Origin of the sequence: Luteibacter anthropi (assembly GCF_023699965.1) — a bacterium.
Classification (GTDB): domain Bacteria; phylum Pseudomonadota; class Gammaproteobacteria; order Xanthomonadales; family Rhodanobacteraceae; genus Luteibacter; species Luteibacter anthropi.
The window spans coordinates 2,523,632-2,544,670 of the sequence record NZ_CP077072.1 but is presented as its reverse complement, the minus strand read 5'-3'; the positions used below and the strand labels follow the sequence as shown (position 1 = coordinate 2,544,670).

Genomic DNA, 21,039 nt, shown 5'->3' with positions numbered 1-21,039 from the left:
CGCGAAAAACCCGGTCGCGCGCGAGGCGCGCTCCTACAGGTGCGTTAGCGCAGGATGGCCTTCGGATCCTGCTTGGCCTTCAGGGCCGTGCAGAGCAGGATCGACTCGCTCGTCTGTGCCAGGCCACGCTCGGCGCCTGTCACCTTCGCCGCGCGGGTCTTGAAGAACTCGCCCAGGCGATCGGCTTCGGCCTTCGAGCAGCCGCCACCGCCGGCAAGGCCGGGCAGCTGGCCGCCGGCGAAGCTGCCGGTGCGCTCCACGATGCGGTCGTAGTTGGCCACGAACCACTTCCACAGGTCGTTGCGCGAGGCTTCGGTGCCGCGCGCACCACGCAGCACCATCGCCATCTCGCCCACCTTCACGTTCTTGCCGAGCGCAAAGTCACGCGCCTTGTTGGCAAGGGCGGGGTCCTTCGTATCGGCCAGGGCGCTCAGCATCGCGTTGCGCTTGGCCGGGTCGGAGGTCTTCGGGATTTCCGCGATGAGCGCATCGACCGCCGGTGCGCCATGTTCCTGCACGGCCACGGACAGCGCGTCGCCCAGAAGATCCGGATCGGCCGCGTCGAGGTCGAGGTGGCCGTCCTTCGTCTTCAGCGCGGCATCGCCCTGCTTGAGCAGTTCGGCACGCACTTCCGGCGCGGCGATCTGGTCGTCGCCAAGGAAGCCCGCAAGCGCCGTACGCGTGAGCGTATCGTTGTCGGGCTCGCCGGCCTTCTTGCGATAGCCCAGTTCCTTGAGCTTGGGCAGGTACGCATCGATGGCCCACTTGCGCAGGTGATCACGCTGCGCATCGTTGACGGCTTCGTTGTTGAGAATCCAGACAAAGGTCTGCAGCGGGGCGGTGAAAACCTCGCGGGTTTTCGATGCCGTCAGCGGCTTGTAGGCAGCGAGCACGTCGCCCGCGTCGAGTTCGCCATGCTGGAAGCCGGCGCGCACGGCATCGGCATAAGCCAGCTGTTCGGCATCGCTCAGCGTGCCCACCACCTTCGCCAGTGCGGCGAGGTCGGCCTTGCTCTGCGCGAAGCGATAGTAGCCGCGGCCATCGGCGTTCGGCAGCACCCAGGCGTTCTTCGCGGCATCTTCCAGCACCATCGAACCGGTGGCCTTGTCGAAGAGTTCGCACTTGACCTTGTTGCCGCCGCCGTTGGTGGCATAGCGCACGCACATGGGCACGCCCCACACGCGGCTGGTATCACCAGTGCTGCCCAGCGGCAGGTAACGGCTCTGCGCCAGGTGCAGCACGGCCTTGCCGCCTTCGGTCTTCACCTCGGCGGTGACGTACGGCACGCCGGACTGGTCGAGGAAGCTGTTGAAGGCCTTCTTGAATGCATCGCCCTGGCCTGCGGCCTCGGCGATGGAATCGACGAGATCGTCTGCCGTGGCGTTGGCGAACTTGTGCTTCTGGATGTAGGCACGCATGCCCTTCTGGAACACCGGTTCGGAGACATAGCCTTCGAACATGCCGAGCACGGCGGCGCCCTTCTGGTAGGTGATGCCGTCGAACGCGGTCTCGATGTCACCGTTGCCGGTGATCGGCTGGCGGATCTTGCGCGAGCTGACCAGGCTGTCGCCATTCATCGCACCCTGCGCGCCACGCACGCGATCAAGATCGGCGCGGTATTCCGGATGCACCTTCTGCGTGACCTTCTGCTGCATCCACGTCGCGAAGGCTTCGTTGAGCCAGAGGTCGTCCCACCAGGCCATGGTGACGGTATCGCCGGTCCACTGGTGAGCCAGCTCGTGGGCGTTCACGTTGAACGAGCCGCGCACGTACGACGCGGCGGAATCCGGATCGATCAGCAGCAGCCAATCGCGGAAGGTGACCAGGCCGGCATTTTCCATGGCGCCCGCGCTGAAGTCCGGCGCGGCCAGCAGGTCGAGCTTGTCGAACGGATAGCCGAAGCCGTAGTAGTCCTCGAGCGTGTGGATGATCGAGTTGGTTTCACCCAGCACGTGCTGCATGCGGTGGCCTTCGCCCTTGGCAGCGATGCCGCGCAGCGGCGTCGCCGTGGCGCGGTACTGCGTCGGCGAAATGTCCGGGCCCTTCACCACATCCCACGGACCCACCGCGAAGGCGACAAGGTAGGTGGGCAGCGGCTTGGTCGTGGAGAAGGTGAGCGTCTTCCAGCCGGTGCCGGCCTTTTCTTCCTTGATCTGCGCGGTGTTCGCCACGCCCTGGTCGTCGGAGGGAATGGTCAGGCTGATGTCGTACGGCGTCTTGAACGACGGCTCGTCGAAGCCAGGGAATGCGTAGCGCGCCGAGACGGGCTCCATCTGGGTCATCGCATAGGGGATACCCTCGTGCGAGACCTTGTAGAGGCCCTGGAGCTGCTTGTTGAGCGGAGCGGTGAAGTCGATGGCGAGGGTGATCTCACCTTCCAGCTTCGCGCCCAGATCGACGCGGGCCACGCCTTCCTGCTCGGCGGCCACGGTGTACTTGCCCGCGTGCTTCTTGCCGGCGGCGTCGGTGACGGTAACCCGGGAGACCTTCAGGTCCTTGCCATGCAGCCAGATGAAGTCCGACGGCTGGGTCAGCTTGACCTTGATCGTGCTGCTGCCGGCGTAGTCTTCCTGCTTCGGGTCCACCTTGAAGGTCAGGCGGTAGCTTTCGGGCTGGGCCCAGGTGGGCAGGTGGCCCAGCGGCGGGGCCTCCGTGCCGGCGGCCAGGGCGGCACCGCAGCTGGCGGCGAGCGCGGTCAGGAGTAGAGGGCGTACGAAACGACGCATGGCAGGAAGATCCCCTTTTGGACGATCCCGCCATCGTGCGAACCGGGTGACCTTCGACACAGTGCCAGAAGGCACCCCTGGGGTGCGGCGGTGCGGCAGAAAGGGGGCGTACGGGTGCGGTGTTACCGGTCGCATCCGGGCCGTCGAGGCGGTCGTTTCACCGGTCGCGCGCAAGGCGCGCTCCTACACAAACCACCCTGTAGGAGCGCGCCTCGCGCGCGACCGATCCGGAGCGGTGGTCTGTAGGAGCGCGCCTTGCGCGCGACCTGTCCGGAGCGGCGGTTTGCAGGACCGCGCCTCGCGCGCCACCGGTTAAAACGGGGCGACGATCAACCCGCCGCGTCAGCCTGCTCAAGCACCACGGCCACGCCATGGATCACCGACGCGATGCGCACGGCGCTCTGGATCGCCTGCACAGGAATGCCACCGTCGCGCAGCACCTTGTCGTGCGAATCGATGCACATGCCGCAACCGTTCACGGCGGACACCGCCAGCGAGACCAGTTCGAAATCGTTCTTCGCATCGCCCTTGTAGGCACCGATGACGTTCATGCGCAGCTTGGCCGGGATGGACGCGTATTCCGGGTGCGAGACCAGGTGCTGGAAGCGGTAATAGATGTTGTTCATGCCCATGATCGCGGCCGAACCCTTGGCGGCGGTCACCTGTTCCGGCGTGGCGTTCTCTTCGGCAAACACCGCCAGCGCCTCGGTCAGCGGCTTGTAGCGGGCGGCGATGGCCGAACCCAGCGCGACCATGGCGATCTGCGCCTTGTTGAGGCCCGGGGCACCGGCTTCGCTCAACACGGAATCGAGGTTGAGCTTGAGGTCCTTGGCGTATTCGGGAAGCTTGCTGCGGAGTTCGGCGACGCTCATGGATGCACCTTCTTTATCGAATGGGACATGGGAAAGGGGCGCGGAATGGCTCGGAGCGCGGGCTCCGGTTCACGCGAGGGCATACGGGATGTAGCCAGAGGGTTGCAGGAGCGCGCTTGCGCGTCACGGGTGCCTGCGGCGACCTTGGTCGCGCGCAGGCGCGCTCCTGCAGGGTGCCCGCGCCGCGCGGGGGAGGGAGGGATGCGGCGCGGGACGTCGAGCGTCGAAGGATCAGGCGACCTTGAGGGTCTCTTCGCCGGCCTTCCAGTTGCATGCGCACAGTTCGTCGGTCTGCAGGGCGTCGAGGACGCGCAGCACTTCGTCCGGGTTACGGCCGACCGAACCGGCGGTGACGTAGGCGAACTGGATCTCGCCGTTCGGATCGACCAGGAAGGTCGCGCGCTGGGCAACGCCGTCGGCGGTCAGGATGCCGAGAGCGGTGGTCAGCTCCTTCTTGATGTCCGCCAGCATCGGGAACTTGAGGTCCTTCAGGTCGGCGTGGTCCATGCGCCAGGCGCGGTGGACGAACTCGGAGTCGGTCGACGCGGCCAGCACCTGGCAGTCACGGTCGGCGAACTGCTCGTTCAGGTCGCTGAAGCCCTTGATCTCGGTCGGGCACACGAAGGTGAAGTCCTTCGGGTAGAAGAACACGAGCTTCCACTTGCCCTCGTAGGACTTGTCGGAAATCGTGGTGAAGGCGTCTTCGATCTTGTTGGCCAGCGGGCCACCGTCGACGGCCAGCAGGTTGAATTCGGGGAACTTATCGCCAATGGTCAGCATTTTCGACTCTCCGTTGAGGGTTTGGGTGAACTCGTTGCGCGCTTGGTAACGCGACTGAAGCCCAAGGTTAGCGACCCCGCGCACATATCTCAAATCGATTGTAGGCATCAATGTGATAGGCTTTGGCTATCAAGAGCCCCTAGAGCCGCCGCATGAACCTTCGGGACCTCCAGTACCTCGTCGCCCTGGCCGAGTACCGCCATTTCGGCCGGGCCGCCGAAGCCAGCTTCGTCAGCCAGCCCACCCTTTCCACCCAGATCCGCAAGCTCGAAGACGAGCTGGGCGTGGCCCTGGTGGAACGCACGCCCCGCAAAGTCCTGCTCACGGAAACCGGCCGGGAAATCGCCCGCCGGGCACGGGGGGTGCTGTCGCAGATCGATGAGATCAAGTCGATCGCCCAGCGCACCCGCGACCCCGAATCGGGCACGATCCGCCTGGGCATCTTCCCCACCCTGGGACCCTACCTGCTGCCGCACGTGATCCCGCGCCTGCGCGAGCGCTTCCCCCGCCTGGAACTGCTGCTGCGCGAGGAAAAAACCGAACAGGTGCTGCACATGCTGCGCGAGGGCACCCTCGACGCCGGCATCCTTGCCCTGCCCGTCCATGACGACTCCCTGCACACCGAGTTCCTGTTCGAGGAACCCTTCGTGCTGGCCGTTCCCGGCGATCACGAACTGGCCGGTCGCCGCTGCATGCGCATGGACGAACTGGCCGAGCAGAACCTGTTGCTGCTGGAAGATGGGCACTGCCTGCGCGACCAGGCGCTGGAGGTCTGCCATCTGGCCGGTGCCGGCGAGAAGACGGGATTCCGCGCGACCAGCCTGGAAACGCTCAGGCAGATGGTCTCGGCCAACGTGGGCATCACGCTGCTACCCGCCCTGGCGGTGAAGGCACCGGTGGCGCAGTCGCCCAACGTCAGCCTCATCGAGTTCGCGGCCCCGGCACCCAGCCGGCGCATCGCCATGCTCTGGCGCAAGAGTTCAGCCATGACGCCGTTCTTCGAGGCCCTTGCGGCGGTGATCCGCGACATCCCCGAAGAGCTGTTCGCCACGGGCGACTGTCAACCATAAGTTTTTTCAACCGTTGCGTCGTCATCACTCCGACGGTTTCCGCCGAATGCGCTTCTGGCTCGCTCCACTGCTCCTGTTGTGCGCCCTGGCAGGCTACGCGTGCTGGTCGCACGGCGGAGCCGCGAGGGCACGGGGCGTGGTGGCCGCCGAGGCGCCAGCCCAGCACGACCTGGTAGATGCCAGCCCGGTCACGATGGGGCACTTCGTTCTACAGCCACGGGCCACGTTCGACATGGATGCCCGCCTGCTGTCCCGCGAGGATTACCAGCTCGACGAACTGGCGCCGATCTCGCCCACCGACTTCGCGCTGGGCTGGGGCCGCATGTCGGACAACTCGGTGCTGCATCACATCCGCATATCGCAGTCGAACCGGCTCTATTACTGGTATGCCAGCGAAAACCCGGTGATCTCCCGCGACGAGATCCTCAACTCCAGCGCCAACATGCACATGGTGCCCGCCAACGACGCCATCGCCGCCCGCCTGCGGGATATCCGCCCGGGCGACGTGGTGCATGTGAAAGGCATGCTGGTGGACGTGCGCCGCGACGATGGCTGGCGAGTTACCACCTCACTGGTCCGCAACGACGACGGTCCCGCAGGCTGCGAGATCGTCCTCGTGCAGGCGCTGGATCAGTAAACCACCAGGGAATGCAGGGGCGCGGGGCCTTCCCAGCGCTGGCGGCCCTTCAGGGCCTCCAGCTCGATCACCACGCTGGCACCGGCCACATGCGCGCCGAACTGCTCCACCAACCGGCGGCCGGCATCCAGCGTGCCGCCCGTGGCGAGCACGTCGTCCACGATGATGACCCGCTCGCCCGCCGACAGCGTGTGCTGGCCGATTTCCAGGCGGTCCTTGCCGTATTCCAGGCCGTAATCCACGCCGAACACCGGCGGCGGCAGCTTGCCCTTCTTGCGCAGCGCCACGAAGCCGGCATCCAGCGCCCGCGCCATGGCGGCGCCGAAGATGAAGCCGCGCGACTCGATGCCGCAGACGGCGCCGATGCCCTGGCCCTGCCAGGGGGCGCAAAGCTGGTCGATGCACTGGTCGAACGCGGACGCGTCGGCCAGCAGGGGCGTGATGTCCTTGAACAGGACGCCTGGACACGGAAAGTCCGGCACGTCGCGGACGAGGTCGAAAATGGACGGCATGGGTAAATCCTGGGGAAAGGGAAAGCGACTCAGGCGGGAAGGATAGCCGTGTCCAGGTCGTCGTCGGCTGCCAGGGCGGCACGCGACTCGGCAAGCTGGGCGTCGATGGCGCGAACGATCTCGTCGGCCTCCCCGGCCGCTGACTCGGGCACCATCACCGCGATGAAATCGCGGGCGGGCAGTTGCCCCACCGCCCCGGTGAGGAATTCACCGGCGATGAAGGCCGGGATACCGGCATGCTCGAGCGCATCCTTCACCAGATGGGCGTCGATGAGGGTCTCGGCGTGATAAGCGGTGCGCATGGCCCCAAGCTAACCCGGCCAGCCGGCGGGCAGCAAGCGCCAGCGGCGCAAGAAAGGTAAACTCGGACGTTTGCCGCGACCCCACTTCCGAGTCATTCGAGATGTCGACCGATACGCCCGTCCTGCAGCAGCACTTCATCCGCCAGATCGTCCGCGAGGACCTGGCCTCCGGCAAGCACACGAAGATCCACACGCGCTTCCCGCCGGAGCCGAACGGCTACCTGCACCTGGGCCACGCCAAGTCGATCTGCGTGAACTTCGGCCTGGCCAGCGAATCGGCCGGCACCTGCAACCTTCGCTTCGACGACACCAACCCGTCGAAGGAAGACGTCGAATACGTCGACGCCATCCAGCGCGACGTGAAGTGGCTGGGTTTCGAGTGGTCAGAGCTGCGTCACGCCTCGGATTACTTCGAGGTGTTCTACCGCTCGGCACAGAAGCTCATCCGCCTGGGCGTGGCCTATGTGGACGACCTCTCGGCCGAGGAAGTGCGCGAATACCGCGGCACGCTCACCGAGCCGGGCCGCAACTCGCCCTACCGCGACCGCTCCATCGAGGAAAACCTCGATCTCTTCCAGCGCATGCGCGCCGGTGAATTCGCCGACGGCAGCAAGACGCTGCGCGCGAAGATCGACATGGCCTCGGGCAACATCAACCTGCGCGATCCGGCGCTGTACCGCGTGCGCAAGGTGCATCACCAGAACACCGGCGATGCATGGCCGATCTACCCGATGTACGACTTCGCGCATTCGCTGTCCGATGCACTCGAAGGCATCACGCACTCCCTGTGCACGCTGGAATTCGAAGACCACCGCCCGCTGTACGACTGGTGCGTGGACAAGGTCGATCTCGCCAACGACCCGGAGCTGTGGCAGCCGCTGGTCGATGCCGGCCTGCCCACCGCACCGAGCAAGCCGCGCCAGATCGAATTCTCCCGCGGCAACCTCAACTACACGGTGATGAGCAAGCGCAAGCTCATCACGCTGGTCACCGAAAACCTCGTGGACGGCTGGGACGATCCCCGCATGCCCACCATCGCCGGCGTGCGCCGTCGCGGCTTCACGCCCGCGGGCATCCGCCTGTTCTGGGAACGCATCGGCGTCAGCAAGCAGAACAGCATCATCGACATGGGCGTGCTGGAAGGCTGCGTGCGCGAAGACCTCGATGGCAGCGCCCCGCGCCGCCTCGCCGTCATCGACCCGGTGAAGCTCGTCATCACCAACCTGGCCGACGATCATCGCGAAACGCTGGTCTTCCCGAACCATCCGAAGGACGAATCCTTCGGCACGCGCGAAGTGCCTTTCTCGCGCGAACTGTGGATCGAGCGCGAGGATTTCGCCGAGGTGCCGCCGAAGGGCTTCCATCGCCTGAAGCCCGAGGGCGAAGTGCGCCTGCGCGGCGTGGGTATCGTGCGTTGCGACGAAGTGGTGAAGAACGAAGCGGGCGATATCGTCGAGCTGCGTTGCTCGCTCGACCTCGATTCGCGCACCGGCCTGCCGGGTGCGGATCGCAAGGTGAAGGGCACGATCCACTGGGTCAGCGCGCGTGATGCCGTCCCTGCCGAAGTGCGCCTGTACGACCGCCTGTTCGACGTCACCGATCCGGACGACGACACCGACGGCAAGACCTACAAGGACCACCTCAACCCCGAATCGCGCCGTGTCGTGCGGGGCTACGTGGAACCGGCCGCCGCCCACGCCAGCCGCGAAGACCGCATGCAGTTCGAGCGCCTCGGCTATTTCGTGGCCGACATGCACGACCACACGGCCGACGCCCCCGTGTTCAACCGCGTGGTCACGCTGCGCGATTCGTGGGCAAAGCAGGCATAAGCGCTGATAGATCATGGCCCTCTCCAGCGAGAGCGTGAACGTCTTCCTGACCGTCCTCGACCGCGGCTCCTTCTCGGCAGCCGCGCGCGCCCTGGGCAGGGTGCCATCGGCCGTAAGCATGACAATCTCCCAGCTGGAAACGGACCTGGGCGTGGCCTTGTTCGATCGCAGCGGCCGCGAACCCCAGCCCACCGATGCCGCCCGTGCGCTGGAACCCCGGGCCCGGCACATCGCCAGCCAGCTCCGGCAGATGGAGGCCGACGCGCTTTCCCTGCATCACGGCCTCGAACGCCGCCTGACCATCGCCGTGGTACCGGAACTGGTCTCGGCACCGTGGACCGATCCGCTGGCCGTGCTGGCCGGCGAGTTTCCCTCGCTGGAAGTGGACGTGACCTCGGCGCCGCAACGCGACGCGCTGCGGCTGCTGCACGAGGGTGAGGTAGACCTCGCCATTGCCTTCCAGCGGGAACACCTGGACGAGCGCGAAGGCTTCGAGGTGGTGGACAGCGACACCATGGTCGCCGTGGTGGCGGCAGGTTTTCGTCCACCGGGCCAGCGGCGACGCCGGCTTCGCCTGGAAGACCTGCTGGACCTGCGCCAGATCGTCATGACCGGCCGCAGCGGCACGCACGTGGACTCCCGCCTCATCTTCTCGCGCAGCGTCTGGCACACCGACAACCCCTTCGCCACGCTGCGCCTGGTGCAGGCCGGGCTGGGCTGGGCCTTGCTGCCACGCGCACTGGCGCAGCCGCTGATCGAGGCCGGCGAGCTGTTTGCCATCGAGTTCGACAATACCGGCAACCAGCTGCACCTGCTGGTGGACATCGTGTGGTCCCGCGAACGCCCCCTGGGCCTTGCGGCGCGCCGGCTGATCGAGCTGATGAAGCATGCCGACCGCGGCAACGTCGGCGGCCGCACTACACGACCTTCGCCGCCCTGACCGCCAGCCAGAAGGCAGATACGGCCTTTCCCGCGAAGTGCGCTAGGCTTTCCCTCGTCGCCCCGCGCGGCACGGGACAGGGAATGGCGAATGCGTGACGTACCCGCTTCATGGCTGGAAAAAGTCTGGCGCCGCACGTCGCTCGTGCAGCGCCTGACCTGCGTCGCCCTGGTGCCCACGGCGATCAGCGCGATCCTGCTGGTCACCTTGCTTACCCGTCACCAGATGGACAGCCTGCGCGACATGGGCCGCTCCACCGCCGACGCCATCGCCCAGCAGGCCGCCTCGATATCCGGTGAGGCCCTGCGCGACGGCGAGCGACACGAACTGGGCCGCATCGCGCAGTCCATCGTGCAACTGCCCCAGGTCTCCCGCGTGCGGATCAGCGATGCGGATGGCGGCATGCTGGTGGATCGCGGCAACGGCTCCGTGGACCACGACGAAAGCCTTACCGTATCTCGCCAGGTACTCGATCCGGAAGGCCATCGCGTGGTCGGCGCCGTGACGGTGGACGTGAGCGTCGAAGACGCCGTGGCGGCGCAACGGGCCAGCGTGCACAACGCCCTGCTCTGGCTGGGCATGAGCCTGCTCATCGCCGCCATGATCGGCTGGTCCACCGCCCGCTGGCTGAGCGCCCCGCTACGCAACCTCGCCATCGCCGTGCGCCAGCTCGGTCTGGGGGATCGCACCGTGGTGGTGCCCATCACCGACGACACCGAGATCGGCGACCTCCAGCGTGGTTTCAACGGCGCTGCGTCGAAGCTGCTCCACGCCCAGATCGGCATGGAACGCGAGATCGCCTATGCCACCGAGGAACTGGCACGAAAGAACGCCGCGCTGGAAGCGGCCAGCGTCGCCAAGGCACGTTTCCTTGCCGCCGCCTCGCACGACCTTCGCCAGCCGCTCTATGCGCTGACCCTGTTCTCGTCCGGGCTGGCCGTGGACGAATACGACCCGGTCAGGCTCAACCGCATCGCCCACATCCAGGAATGCGTCGAAGCGCTCGATCACCTCTTCAGCGAACTGCTGGACCTTTCCCGCCTCGAAACCGGTGCCATGCCAGCGGCACATCGCGACGTGCCGCTGGACGAGGTGTTCGAGGAAGTGAGCGTGAATTTCCGCATGGTGGCCGAACAGCACGACCTGCGCCTCGTCGTGCGCACCACCGACCTGTGGGTGCGCACCGATCGCACCATGCTGGCCCGCATCCTCAACAACCTCGTGAGCAATGCGCTGCGCTACACGCGTTGCGGCGGCGTTCTCGTCGGAGCCCGTCGCCACCGGGACGGCACGGTGCGCGTGGATGTATGGGACACCGGCCCCGGCATCGCCCGGGAGCACCTCCAGCACATCTTCGACGAGTTCTATCGTGTGGAGAACGGCCCCGAAGCCGGTCGCAACGAAGGTCCCCGGCGTGGCCTGGGACTGGGCCTGTCCACCGTGCAGAAGCTGGGCGGCCTGCTCGGCACGCAAACCACCGTGCGCTCCAGGCCGGGGCGCGGCAGCGTGTTTTCCATCACGCTGCCCGAGACACAGCCAGGCGAAATCGAAACACCGGCGCCGGTCGCCAGCGCGCCGGTCGTGCGGCAGGACATCACCGGCATGCGGGTGCTGGTGATCGACGACGAACCGAGCATCCTCGCCGGTATCAGCTATCTGCTGGGCAGCTGGGGATGCGAAGTGATGACCGCAGAGGATGCACAGCAGGCCATGGAAGCCGTGCACCTGTGGATGCAGCCTCCGGACATCGTGATTTCCGACCTGCGCCTGCGCGAAGGCACGGGCCTGGACGTGATCGCCCTGCTCGATCGCTACTACCGTCGCCGCCCCGGCGATCCGCCGCCTTTCGCACGAGTGCTGATCACCGGCGAGACCCGCAGCGATTTCCTGCGAAACGTCGACCCGAGCACGACACCCGTGCTTTACAAGCCGGTTTCTCCCGACCGGCTTCACGATGTAATGGTTTCTGCCCTTTCTGTCCATCGGGCAGCCGTCTGAGCCGAATGGCCTGCTTGCCCGCGGACCGGGGGAAGGCTATGTTTCCCCGTACGGGGTAGCCTGTGGCACCACAGGCGGAGGGACTGGAATGCGTATTCTGATCGCGGACGATCATCGGCTCATCATCGACGGAGTGAAGATCAAGCTCCTCGAGCTGGGCGATCATGTCCAGTTCGTCGAAGCCGAATCGGTGGCGCAATTGCGTAGCCGGCTCGCGGAAAAACCACTCCCCGAACTGGCCCTGATCGACATGGCCATGCCCGGTGCCGATGGCATCGAGCACATCAGGCATGCCGTGGAGGCACTGCGGGAAACCGAGGATGAAAACGGCCTGAGTCGCAAGCGGCCCGTTGTCGTGCTTTCCGGCACGGAGGATTCCAACGCCATCCGCCACGTCCTCGATCTGGGCGTACAGGGCTATATTCCCAAGTCTTCGCCACCGGACGTGCTGCTCAACGCCGTGCGCCTCGTGCTGGGCGGCGGCATCTACGTACCGCCCGAAGCGATGAAGCCACCGGCTCCGTCGAACAACACCATGAGCTTCGCCACGAACGGGAGCGAGCAACTCGCTACCAAGGAAAAGCTGAAAACCGTGCTGACGGAACGGCAGATGGATGTGCTCGGCCTGCTGGCCAAGGGCAAGCCAAACAAGCGCATTGCCACCGATCTCGGCATCAGCGAAGGCACCGTAAAGATCCACCTCGCGGCGATCTTCCGCGCACTGCATGTGCGCAATCGCCTGGAGGCGCTGGTCGCGGCACAACACCTGGCCGACTGACTCCCGGGGCCTGCACATACGCCCGATCCATAAGGCATACGCCAGAAGCACTAGGCCGCCCGGTTACGCCCCCTTGACTATCGCGCGGCGTCCCGCGGTCCCCTACATTCGTCATGAGACCACGCGCCCCAAGGGCCGCTTTCATGATCGCGTCGCATTCCTTTCATGGCAGGACCGCGTCGCCCCATCGGCTTATCGTCCGCAAGGGCCTGCTGCCGATAACCCTGATCGCCCTCGCCCTGGTCGCCGCACTCATCTATCTGCACGCCGAGGCGATCTCGGCCGAGGCGCGCAACGTTGCCCGCATCCAGGCCATTCGCATTGCGGCGGCACTGCCGCGCAATGCAGGTGACGATGCACTACGGGTGTCCATGGCCAGGACCCTGGCACGCAGTGTTCCCACGGGGCGCGCATCGCTGCGCAAGGACGACGGCAATACGCTGGTGGTGGATAGCGAACGCCGGCTATCGACGCGACATACCCTGACCGTACGACTGAATACCCCCTCCGGCGAACTGGAGACCGTCTCGGATGCGTCATCGCTGTACGAGCGTCGCGTGGCCGCCGGATTCATGGGCCTGTGGCTGGTGGCCGGCATTGTCTACACGCTGTTCCTCTGCCTGCGCAGCATCGAAAACGAGACGGCCGTAACGCTGCGAACCATCCGCGTGAGAGTGGAACATGCGCTGCATCGTCGCCAGCCCGTAACTCGGTATTCCGCCGAAGGCGAAGCCGAAGCGCTCGATGGCCTGCTGGCCGAACTCGACGACGTGCGCCACCGGCACGAGCTGGCCATGACCCATGCGATGCGGCTACGCCTGCACGACATCGCGCGCAACACGCGCTTCATCGAGCAGCTGGGCGATCATTTCCGCCAGCCGCTGCATGCTCTCTCCCTCTTCGTGGCGGGCATGCAACCCGGTGACGACGTCCGCCAGCGCGCCGTGCAGTCGCAGATGCGCGGCAACCTCACGCGCCTGGGCGAGCTCCTGGACGGCATGCTCGACCTCGCCCGCTTCGACGCCGGCGCCGTCGAACCCGCGCCGGTACGCCTGCTGGCTGCCGACCTCTTCGTGCGGCAGCGCACCGTCACCGCCGGCGATGCCGGACGGCAAGGCGTCACGCTGCGCTGGCGTGGCGGCAGCACGGCATTGCACGGCGACCCCGCCCTGTTGGGCGAGCTGCTGCACCGCCTCCTGGTCAGTGCCATCGCCAGCACGCCGCACGGGCGCGTGCTCGTCGCCATCCGCCGGCGTGGCGACGACATCCGCCTGGAAGTCCGCGACAACGGCATGGGTTTCGAGCCCGACCAGCTGGCCCGGCTGTTCGACGGACTCGCCCGCCTGCCCGGTCATCCGGGCCTTGGCCTCGGCCTGGCCGTCGCGCGCCGCATCGTCGATACCCTGGGCGGCCGGATCGGCGCCCGTTCCATTCCCGGCCGGGGCACGCTGTACTGGGTGAAGCTGCCCGGTGCCGGGGCAGGCCTGCCCCGGGGCGTGCCGCCCGTCTCACGATTCACCACGCCCTGACGCCAGCCCCTGTCGTCGGCGAGCCGACCGGCGTATCTTTGTCGGGCTCCCTGTGGAGCCATCGAGGATGGGTTCGTGACAAGCGTCAACTGGTCGGAAACGGCGCCCATGGTGGCGTTCGTGGGTACGTTCGCGGCCGCCATCGGCCTGCCCGTCCCGGCCATGCCCACCCTCATCCTGGTGGGCAGCGGCCTGGCCACCGCGCACTCGCCGCTGCTGATCCTGTCCACCTTCATCGGTGCGCTGGCCGGCGCCTTCGCGGGCGATGCCGCGTGGTTCCTCACCGGCCGCCGCTTCGGCTACCGCGTGCTCGACGGCCTGTGCCGGATCTCCCTGTCACCGGATACCTGCGTACGTCGCGCCAGCGGTTTTTTCGAGAAACGTGGCGTCAAGCTGCTGCTGATCGCCCGCTTCGTGCCGGGCCTGTCGCTGGTCGCGATCCCCATCGCAGGCGCGGGCGATACGCGGTTCTCGCGTTTTACCTTTTACGACCTGCTGGGCGCCGCGCTCTGGATCGCCGTGGGTCTCGTCGTGGGACTGGTGTTCTACCGGCAGATCGATGCCGTGCTCTCCCTGCTGCGCCAGTTCGGTATCGGTCTGGCGGCCCTGGCCGTCGTCGGCCTGCTGGTCTGGATCGGCTTTCGCTTCGTCCGCCGCCAGTTACTCATCATGAGCTTCCGACGCGCACGGATTTCCGTGGACGAACTGGTACTGCTGCTCGCCACGGACCCGGGCGCGCTCATCGTCGACGTGCGCTCCGCCGCCAGCCGCCGCACCGATCCCTACGTGATTCCCGGCTCCCACCTGTTCGACTTCGCCTCCGCGGACGCCGCCCTGGCGACCCTGCCCCGGAACAGCTCGGTGGTGGTCTACTGCTCGTGCCCCAACGAAGCCTCCGCCGCCAAGGTGGCCGAACGCCTCGTGAAACTGGGTTTTTCCAACGTCCATCCCCTCACGGGCGGCCTCGACGCTTGGCGTGCGGCCGGCCGGGACGTGCAACCGATCGTCGCGATCACCTGAACAAACTCGCCTTCCGACTTGTGCCCCCCTCCCGCGCCGACTAAACTAGCCGGCTTCGCGCGCATGGGTCGTTAGCTCAGTCGGTAGAGCAGCGGACTTTTAATCCGTAGGTCGACGGTTCGAGTCCGTCACGACCCACCATTCGCGTCACGCGGTTGCTGTGTTGTATACCAGCGCCCTTCGACAGACCGTCCGCCATCGTCGTCAACGCGCCAGCAGTGCCTCGACCTGAGTACGTAGCGCGCCGATCTCTGCTTCCAAAGCTCCGAGGCGCTGATCGCTGTGCTGCCAGCCGGCAATCAGGTACGGTACCAGTCCGACATAGTTCACGTTCTGCAAGAGAGGCATCTGCCGGCTCTCCTGATGTGGCGGCGTGTAATCAGATGGCTCCATGCCCGGTAGATATGGCGTCGTGTCCCCCACCCACACCATTTCTGTTTGCACCGCATCTTTCTCGCCATCCACGAGCAGTGGAAACTGAGCCTGCAGCTCATGAGCGAACAGTCCAACCAGCGGCCTGTCCGTCGCCGGCCGGCGGGTGTCGTTATACGTCAGGGGATTGAGGACACGCAGGCCGGCAGCAACCTCTGGCGCAGATAGCGAGCTGGCGTTTGCCTTGATCCGGTAATCGGAGTTCTGTGACAGAGTACCGGCAAAGAAGGCGTTTCCGTTGCTGTCGAAAATGTGGCTATTTGTTTTGCCCGCAATGTGAAAGCCGATGAGTGTGGTCGGGCTGCCGGCACCACCCTCGTATGCATGAATCGCCGCCAGGTGCTTGACGCCCCAGTGCGTCCACCTGATACCCATGTAATGACTGGACGGAGCCTGGCAGTCGATCTGTACGGCCGGCGTCAGATCCCCCGCCCATTCACCGTATGCACCTCCGATGCCGTTGTCTGAATTGCCGTTGCTGACCCTGAATGCATATTCGAACTTGACGCCTGTCCGGCCGATACCGGAGCCGCCGCTGAACGTCGGATTGACCTTCGGCAATGCGCTGGTGATTCTCGCGTCATCACCGGCAGCCACCGTACCGGGTGTCGTACCAACAGTCAGGAATCTCGCATCGTCTCCGGCAGCCACCGTGCCAGCCGATGTACCGATGTTCCTCGTAGATACGTTGCCAAGTGCACCGAGTTTATTTTCGGCCAGGGCAAGTCGATTCGAAATACCTGATGTGGTCGAGCCATCGCCATCTATAGCATTGACAACCTCACCCACATCAAGATCCAGCTTTCTGAAAGCAGCCGTTACGCTGTCACCGCCGATGGGATCGAAGTTTATTCTCTGGATATTCACCGCCATATGGCCTCCTTAAATTGCGATAGGAAAAGCAAGGAAATCCCCTCATCAGGCCCTTACGCTGGAACCCAGACTTTCCAATAAAATTGCTGCGAGAATGGATATTCCCGGGACTACTCGCCTTGCCACTCAAGATGGCGGCATCGCCCATCCATGCCAGCGGCTACCGATCTGGTTTAGAAACGGATTTCTGCGAGACCGACCCGGCCTCCAGCAATGACACGCGCTGTGACAGCAGTGCATTCTGGGCTTTCAGAGCCTTGATACACTCGACGAAGAGTGCCGACAGACCCGCGTCGTTGACGCCAAGCACGTCATCGATCGGCTTGTCGTTCGTATCCCAACCGGACCCGAGGTTGTCGACGGCCGCAGGAAGCACCTGTTTGACGTCCTGCGCAAGCACGCCACACGTACGCGTGTATTGAGCGGGAACGGAGTTCCCCTCGGAATCGGTGGCGTTACCAAGCACCCGCTTCTCATAGGACTCATACCCGACGATCGCATCGATCTTGTCGAGGGGCTCGGTGAGAACGACCATGTGGCGCTTCAGACGGGCATCCGACGTGCTCTGCCACGTTGTAGCCTGGGCAACGCCATTGTGCTGAAACATGAACGAGGCATTCGTTCCATCGAAATGCGAAGTGACTAGCCGCGAGTAGGTCGCGCCACCCGTGACATCCACGCATTGCAGACGCATGAAGATATTTCCGCTGACGTCGGCGATGGTGTTCTGGAAATAGTCGCTATATACCAGGCCACCGATATTTGCCGAGCCGGTCGTTCCAAAGGCAACCACACCCCCGAGCTTCGCGCTGATAGCACCCGTAATCGATCCACCGGATCGGGGCAACGCATTGTTAGCCGTCATCTGGGCAGCCCCCGCAGCAGCAGCGTTCGAGGCAAAACGGGAATCGTCTCCTGCGGCGACAGAGCCTGCCACATCGCCGACCGCGAGAAACCGGGGATCGTCCCCGGCGGCGACTGTTCCGGCCACCGCCCCGACATTCCTGCGGGCCGCGTCGCCCAGTTCCCCAGCCACCGTTTCCAGTGCCGTCAACCGCGCCCCCACCTCGCCTGTAGGCAAGAATGCCGTACCCAGCGACTCGAAGTTCAGGTCAATCTTTCGAAACGCACGCGTGACGTCGTCCCCACCTTCGACGACAGGGCGAAAATTGATACGTGAAAACTCCATTCATACCTCCGATGAGTATCCTTGGCGTCGGAACAATCAGAACTCGGCGCGGAAAAGAACGACGCCACTGCTATTCATCTGCGCCATCGCGCCACCGGAAGGCGTTCCATTGGGGCTGCCCGAGAAATCAATGAAACACTGGCGGTTATCCCCCGAGTACTGGGCGATGCTGGCGTTCGACATCGTATACGCCGCGACCTGGGCCATTTCACAACCGAATGTCGTGCTCTGCAGGATGCAATCGGGCGTACGTCGCATAGGCACTTCATACTGGTTGTAGAACCTGACATTCGTCGCCGAACCCCAGCGACCGATCATGTAAAGCTTGCTGGTGGTCGTATAACGACGGACAAGAGCTTCCTCAACGGACATGGGCCGGCGCTCGAATGGTGTCGCCGGAGCAGCCGGATCATCCACCTCCTCAACCTGTATCTGCGAAAGATCCAGGTACTGACCGGTCGTCCAGCTACCAACAGGATCCACGCCCCCGGTACTGTCATTGTTGAAAAGGTAGATGCCAAGGAACAGATTGCTATTGTCGCCTATCGTTTTCCCCGCGATGCCACCTACCGGAAACCTGACCGTGTATCGGGCCCAGTTCACGTTGATCGACAAGGACGTACTCTTGACGACCGAGGTCGATCCATTGCTTCCGAAGTTCTGCTGCAACGCTACGGCGATGGTTCGAGATGCATTCGACTTGGCCCAGAAGGATACGGCAACGTAGCGACCATTCAACGTAGCCACGTTTTCCATGTAGTGGCCGACACGGATGATCCCTCCTGCACCACCAAGCGTGGCGAGCGATACAGGTTGAAGCCTGGCGAAGTAAGCCGGATCGCCGGGAACCTCCGTCTGGCCGGCCGGAAATGCCTGCGCAGACAGACTGACCGTGGAACTGCCGCTTCCGCTCGAGCCGGTATATGCCTGCCCGAGGAAGCGGTCGGGACCCCAGATAATGGTATTGGGGCCACCCGGCGCCGTCACGTTCAGGCCACCTTGCCAGAAGTCGAAGTTGCCATTGATGACCTTGTTGCGCCAGGCACCCATGTTGAACCGGGTGTCGTCGCCGGCTGCCACCGTACCAGCGCGATTGCCCACGTTCATGACGGATGCCTGTCCGAGACCCGCCACGATGGTTTCGACGTTACCCAGTCGTTTATCGATGGCGTTCTGATCAACAAGGGCATCGCCTAGCGCGCCAAAGTTCAGATCGAGCTTGCGCAGGGCACCTGTCACATCGTCGCCGCCCATTTGCAATGGAACAAAATTGACCCTGGAGAAATCCATAATTAGCTTCCTGGATATAGGGGAATTGAATGGTATTGAACTGGCGTTTGAAAGACGCCAGCGGGCACGCGCCGACCTTCCTCAATATCCACTGACATCGACCAGAAGACTTGATCCCTTGAGAAAGGTTCCAAGGCCGGGTATGACCTGCTGGTTGAAGAAAAAGTACCCACTGAAGTTCATAATGCCCATGACAAGTCCTATGCCAAAACCCGGCGAGCGAAGCACGAAGCTACTCGTGGTGACAATGCCGTACTTCTGGTGCTCCACAGGCTCACCTGCCTTGTATTCCTGTGAATGGCTCTTGCTCTGGACCAGGGCATACGCCTTTCCGGGTGGCTCCGGCACGTGATTGACACGAGCATAGGGACCATCCATATCGAATGAACCAACGAACGAACTCACGATGCGCATGTACTGGAAAGCAGACGAGAAGCAAAGTTCTCCGCGCTCGTTCCATACTCTCAGTCCTGCACCATCTGCGTCGCTCGGGGCCTGTGGCTCGTCGAACACGTAGTAAGTAAAGGCGCCCCTGTACCAGAACTCAAACTGGTAAAGGTCGCCCCCAAGCGACGCCATATGGGAAAGGGTGGCGAGGTTAGGAGCGCTTGACCAGTCGCCAAAGGGCGACGATGGCGCCGAAGATGAGTCCGGACGAATGGCAATTACGGGGTTACGTACGCTCAAAGGAATCTGAATAACCCGGTCATATGCCATGTCGATCCCCATATATTGGGAGCCTCCCGTCGGCGTACCCTGGGCGGACGTCACATACCCTTTGTAACGAAGCGCCAGATTCTTCGACTGGGAATCAATAACGAGATTCCCAGTGTCATTGGAAACGATCCATCCTGCGCTCGACATCAATAGACCCCGTAGTACAAGTTACACGCAGATGTATTGAAGTACTTCTCGGAAGCCCAGCTGATCGTGGATCCGCTAATGGTTACCGCTGGCATGACGAACTCCACCTTTTGAAGAACAATCGCAAACCATGGCCTCCCGGAGAGAAGCCGATCATCGTTGAAAGATCCGCTATCACCGTCGCCACCTTTGGTCTGAATCATCCCGAGAACACGGGTAAGACTGTCGCTGACATCAAGGGTGGAACTTCCATTCCTGTCCCAGACCTGCAATCCCTGTGGCATCTTGCTATCTCCGTGGATCTTATGGAATATCGCTACTTAATCTGCTTTTGATTGATTCTTTCGCAAATTACGGATTCGATATCTGCAATTCGTGCGACGGCACTTTTCAGATCACGACGTAGCTCTTCGATGGCAAGTGCGTTGTCCATGCTTGCTTCCAGGGCCATACCCTTGGCATCGACTGCAAGACGCTTCACAGACTCCGATGCAACCATCTCGGTCTTGCCATCGACAAATACCGGAGTCGCGCAATAATCAACCTCAGTAACCCAGAACGGACATATATCCAATGCTTTCTGCGCTACCACGCCGGCCTGATGTTGTCCGCCGTCGATGAGGTCCCACTCGGAGAAAGCATTTGCAAGTGACAGAGCCATTCCGCGCTTCACATCACGTCGCCGTATATTCTTCTTCAGTCGCTCATCCGATGGCGTAACCGATCCGGTGGCCACAATGCTTCCATTAACCTGGATATTTCCACCATTGAACGTAAATCCCGTTGCGGTGAACTGCATCGCCCGGAACGTACTGTTAGCCGCATTTACCGAATCCAGGCTCATGACTGGGTTCATACGCATCAGAAGACGTCCGTCGCCTGACCGCGAGAGGTAGCTGAAGACCGCGCCGCCGACACCGAACATGCCAAAAGCATCGTTGGTGTCGTTGACGCCGTCGATGATGGGCTCGTCGATCACCCCGCTATTGAATGTGCGGAAGATATAGCCGCCTGCGCCCGTGCGAACATCAAGCTTACCCGCAGGAACGGCATCGCGTCCCACCATGACTGAGCCTGACACCACGCCGCCTGATCGTTGAAGCGCTCCATCCGCCACGGATCTGGCCTGGGCCGCACGATCCGCCAGATCCGAGAAGCGCCGGTCATCGCCCGCGGCCACAGTGCCCGCCCCGAGCCCCACGTTCCGGCTCGCTGCGTCTCCGAGTCCACCGATTATCCTTTCCAGACGAACAAAACGCTGACCGATCTCACCCTGGTCAGCCAGCGAATAGTTCAACTGGCTGAAATTGAGGTCAAGTTTCCGAAGTGCTCCGGTCACATCGTCCCCGCCATCCTTCATGGCGCCAAAATCTACCCTGCTGAATTCCATTACCAGAT

At 63.7% G+C, this 21,039-nt stretch carries 18 protein-coding genes and 1 tRNA gene; 9 read left to right on the top strand and 10 right to left on the bottom strand.

Translation table 11 applies throughout. The features are described 5' to 3' along the window. Positions 1-44 precede the first annotated feature (44 nt). The 3 genes from KR767_RS11200 to KR767_RS11190 form a co-directional block, all read right to left on the bottom strand. A complete protein-coding gene (locus KR767_RS11200; RefSeq protein WP_250876370.1) occupies positions 45-2,726 on the bottom strand; it encodes a M1 family metallopeptidase in 2,682 nt (893 codons plus the stop codon). Between the two features lie 329 nt (positions 2,727-3,055). Further along, positions 3,056-3,598 (bottom strand): carboxymuconolactone decarboxylase family protein, encoded by a 543-nt coding sequence (locus KR767_RS11195; protein WP_166947476.1) that lies wholly within the window; start codon positions 3,596-3,598, stop codon positions 3,056-3,058. Positions 3,599-3,829: 231 nt separating this feature from the next. Continuing rightward, the gene (locus KR767_RS11190; protein WP_166947475.1) at positions 3,830-4,378 is read right to left on the bottom strand and encodes a peroxiredoxin; all 549 of its coding nucleotides are present in this window, start codon (positions 4,376-4,378) and stop codon (positions 3,830-3,832) included. Positions 4,379-4,530: 152 nt separating this feature from the next. Here KR767_RS11190 and oxyR point away from each other — a divergent pair, with 152 nt between their 5' ends. Together oxyR and KR767_RS11180 are read left to right on the top strand one after the other, a co-directional pair. Beyond that, positions 4,531-5,448, top strand: coding sequence for a DNA-binding transcriptional regulator OxyR (gene oxyR / locus KR767_RS11185; RefSeq protein WP_166947474.1), 918 nt, complete (start codon positions 4,531-4,533; stop codon positions 5,446-5,448). A gap of 46 nt (positions 5,449-5,494) precedes the next feature. After that, positions 5,495-6,085: a hypothetical protein gene (locus tag KR767_RS11180; RefSeq protein WP_166947473.1), complete on the top strand. Its 591-nt coding sequence runs from the start codon at positions 5,495-5,497 to the stop codon at positions 6,083-6,085. Here KR767_RS11180 and KR767_RS11175 read toward each other — a convergent pair. Both KR767_RS11175 and KR767_RS11170 read right to left on the bottom strand, forming a co-directional pair. Next, complete coding sequence (locus tag KR767_RS11175) at positions 6,079-6,597, bottom strand: adenine phosphoribosyltransferase (protein ID WP_250876369.1); 519 nt, start codon at positions 6,595-6,597, stop codon at positions 6,079-6,081. The two genes, KR767_RS11180 and KR767_RS11175, sit on opposite strands and share 7 nt — an antisense overlap. A 29-nt stretch (positions 6,598-6,626) precedes the next feature. Next, on the bottom strand, positions 6,627-6,899 hold the full coding sequence (locus tag KR767_RS11170) for a putative signal transducing protein (protein WP_166947471.1): 273 nt from the start codon (positions 6,897-6,899) through the stop codon (positions 6,627-6,629). A gap of 101 nt (positions 6,900-7,000) precedes the next feature. On the opposite strand from KR767_RS11170, the gene KR767_RS11165 reads away from it, so the two are divergent. From KR767_RS11165 to KR767_RS11135, 7 genes are all read left to right on the top strand, one after another. Continuing rightward, complete coding sequence (locus KR767_RS11165) at positions 7,001-8,728, top strand: glutamine--tRNA ligase/YqeY domain fusion protein (RefSeq protein WP_166947470.1); 1,728 nt, start codon at positions 7,001-7,003, stop codon at positions 8,726-8,728. 13 nt (positions 8,729-8,741) lie between these two features. After that, positions 8,742-9,668, top strand: coding sequence for a LysR family transcriptional regulator (locus tag KR767_RS11160; protein ID WP_250876368.1), 927 nt, complete (start codon positions 8,742-8,744; stop codon positions 9,666-9,668). Positions 9,669-9,758: 90 nt separating this feature from the next. Beyond that, the gene (locus tag KR767_RS11155) at positions 9,759-11,666 is read left to right on the top strand and encodes an ATP-binding response regulator (RefSeq protein WP_250876367.1); all 1,908 of its coding nucleotides are present in this window, start codon (positions 9,759-9,761) and stop codon (positions 11,664-11,666) included. Between the two features lie 88 nt (positions 11,667-11,754). Continuing rightward, positions 11,755-12,444 (top strand): LuxR C-terminal-related transcriptional regulator, encoded by a 690-nt coding sequence (locus KR767_RS11150; protein WP_250876366.1) that lies wholly within the window; start codon positions 11,755-11,757, stop codon positions 12,442-12,444. Positions 12,445-12,587: 143 nt separating this feature from the next. Continuing rightward, positions 12,588-13,973: a sensor histidine kinase gene (locus KR767_RS11145; protein WP_250876365.1), complete on the top strand. Its 1,386-nt coding sequence runs from the start codon at positions 12,588-12,590 to the stop codon at positions 13,971-13,973. A 75-nt stretch (positions 13,974-14,048) separates the two neighbouring features. After that, the gene (locus KR767_RS11140) at positions 14,049-14,993 is read left to right on the top strand and encodes a DedA family protein/thiosulfate sulfurtransferase GlpE (RefSeq protein ID WP_250876364.1); all 945 of its coding nucleotides are present in this window, start codon (positions 14,049-14,051) and stop codon (positions 14,991-14,993) included. Positions 14,994-15,058: 65 nt separating this feature from the next. Beyond that, positions 15,059-15,134, top strand: a tRNA-Lys gene (locus KR767_RS11135). Positions 15,135-15,197: 63 nt separating this feature from the next. On the opposite strand, the gene KR767_RS11130 is transcribed toward KR767_RS11135, so the two are convergent. The 5 genes from KR767_RS11130 to KR767_RS11110 form a co-directional block, all read right to left on the bottom strand. Beyond that, positions 15,198-16,298 carry a hypothetical protein gene (locus KR767_RS11130; protein ID WP_250876363.1) on the bottom strand — a complete coding sequence of 367 codons (1,101 nt, stop codon included), beginning with the start codon at positions 16,296-16,298 and terminating at the stop codon, positions 15,198-15,200. A 160-nt stretch (positions 16,299-16,458) separates the two neighbouring features. Continuing rightward, positions 16,459-17,487, bottom strand: a complete 1,029-nt coding sequence (locus tag KR767_RS11125; RefSeq protein ID WP_166947465.1) for a tail fiber domain-containing protein — start codon at positions 17,485-17,487, stop codon at positions 16,459-16,461. Positions 17,488-17,523: 36 nt separating this feature from the next. Next, complete coding sequence (locus KR767_RS11120) at positions 17,524-18,777, bottom strand: hypothetical protein (protein ID WP_250876362.1); 1,254 nt, start codon at positions 18,775-18,777, stop codon at positions 17,524-17,526. 81 nt (positions 18,778-18,858) lie between these two features. Further along, complete coding sequence (locus KR767_RS11115) at positions 18,859-19,641, bottom strand: hypothetical protein (RefSeq protein WP_250876361.1); 783 nt, start codon at positions 19,639-19,641, stop codon at positions 18,859-18,861. A gap of 316 nt (positions 19,642-19,957) precedes the next feature. Continuing rightward, a complete protein-coding gene (locus KR767_RS11110) occupies positions 19,958-21,031 on the bottom strand; it encodes a hypothetical protein (RefSeq protein ID WP_250876360.1) in 1,074 nt (357 codons plus the stop codon). Positions 21,032-21,039: the final 8 nt, after the last annotated feature.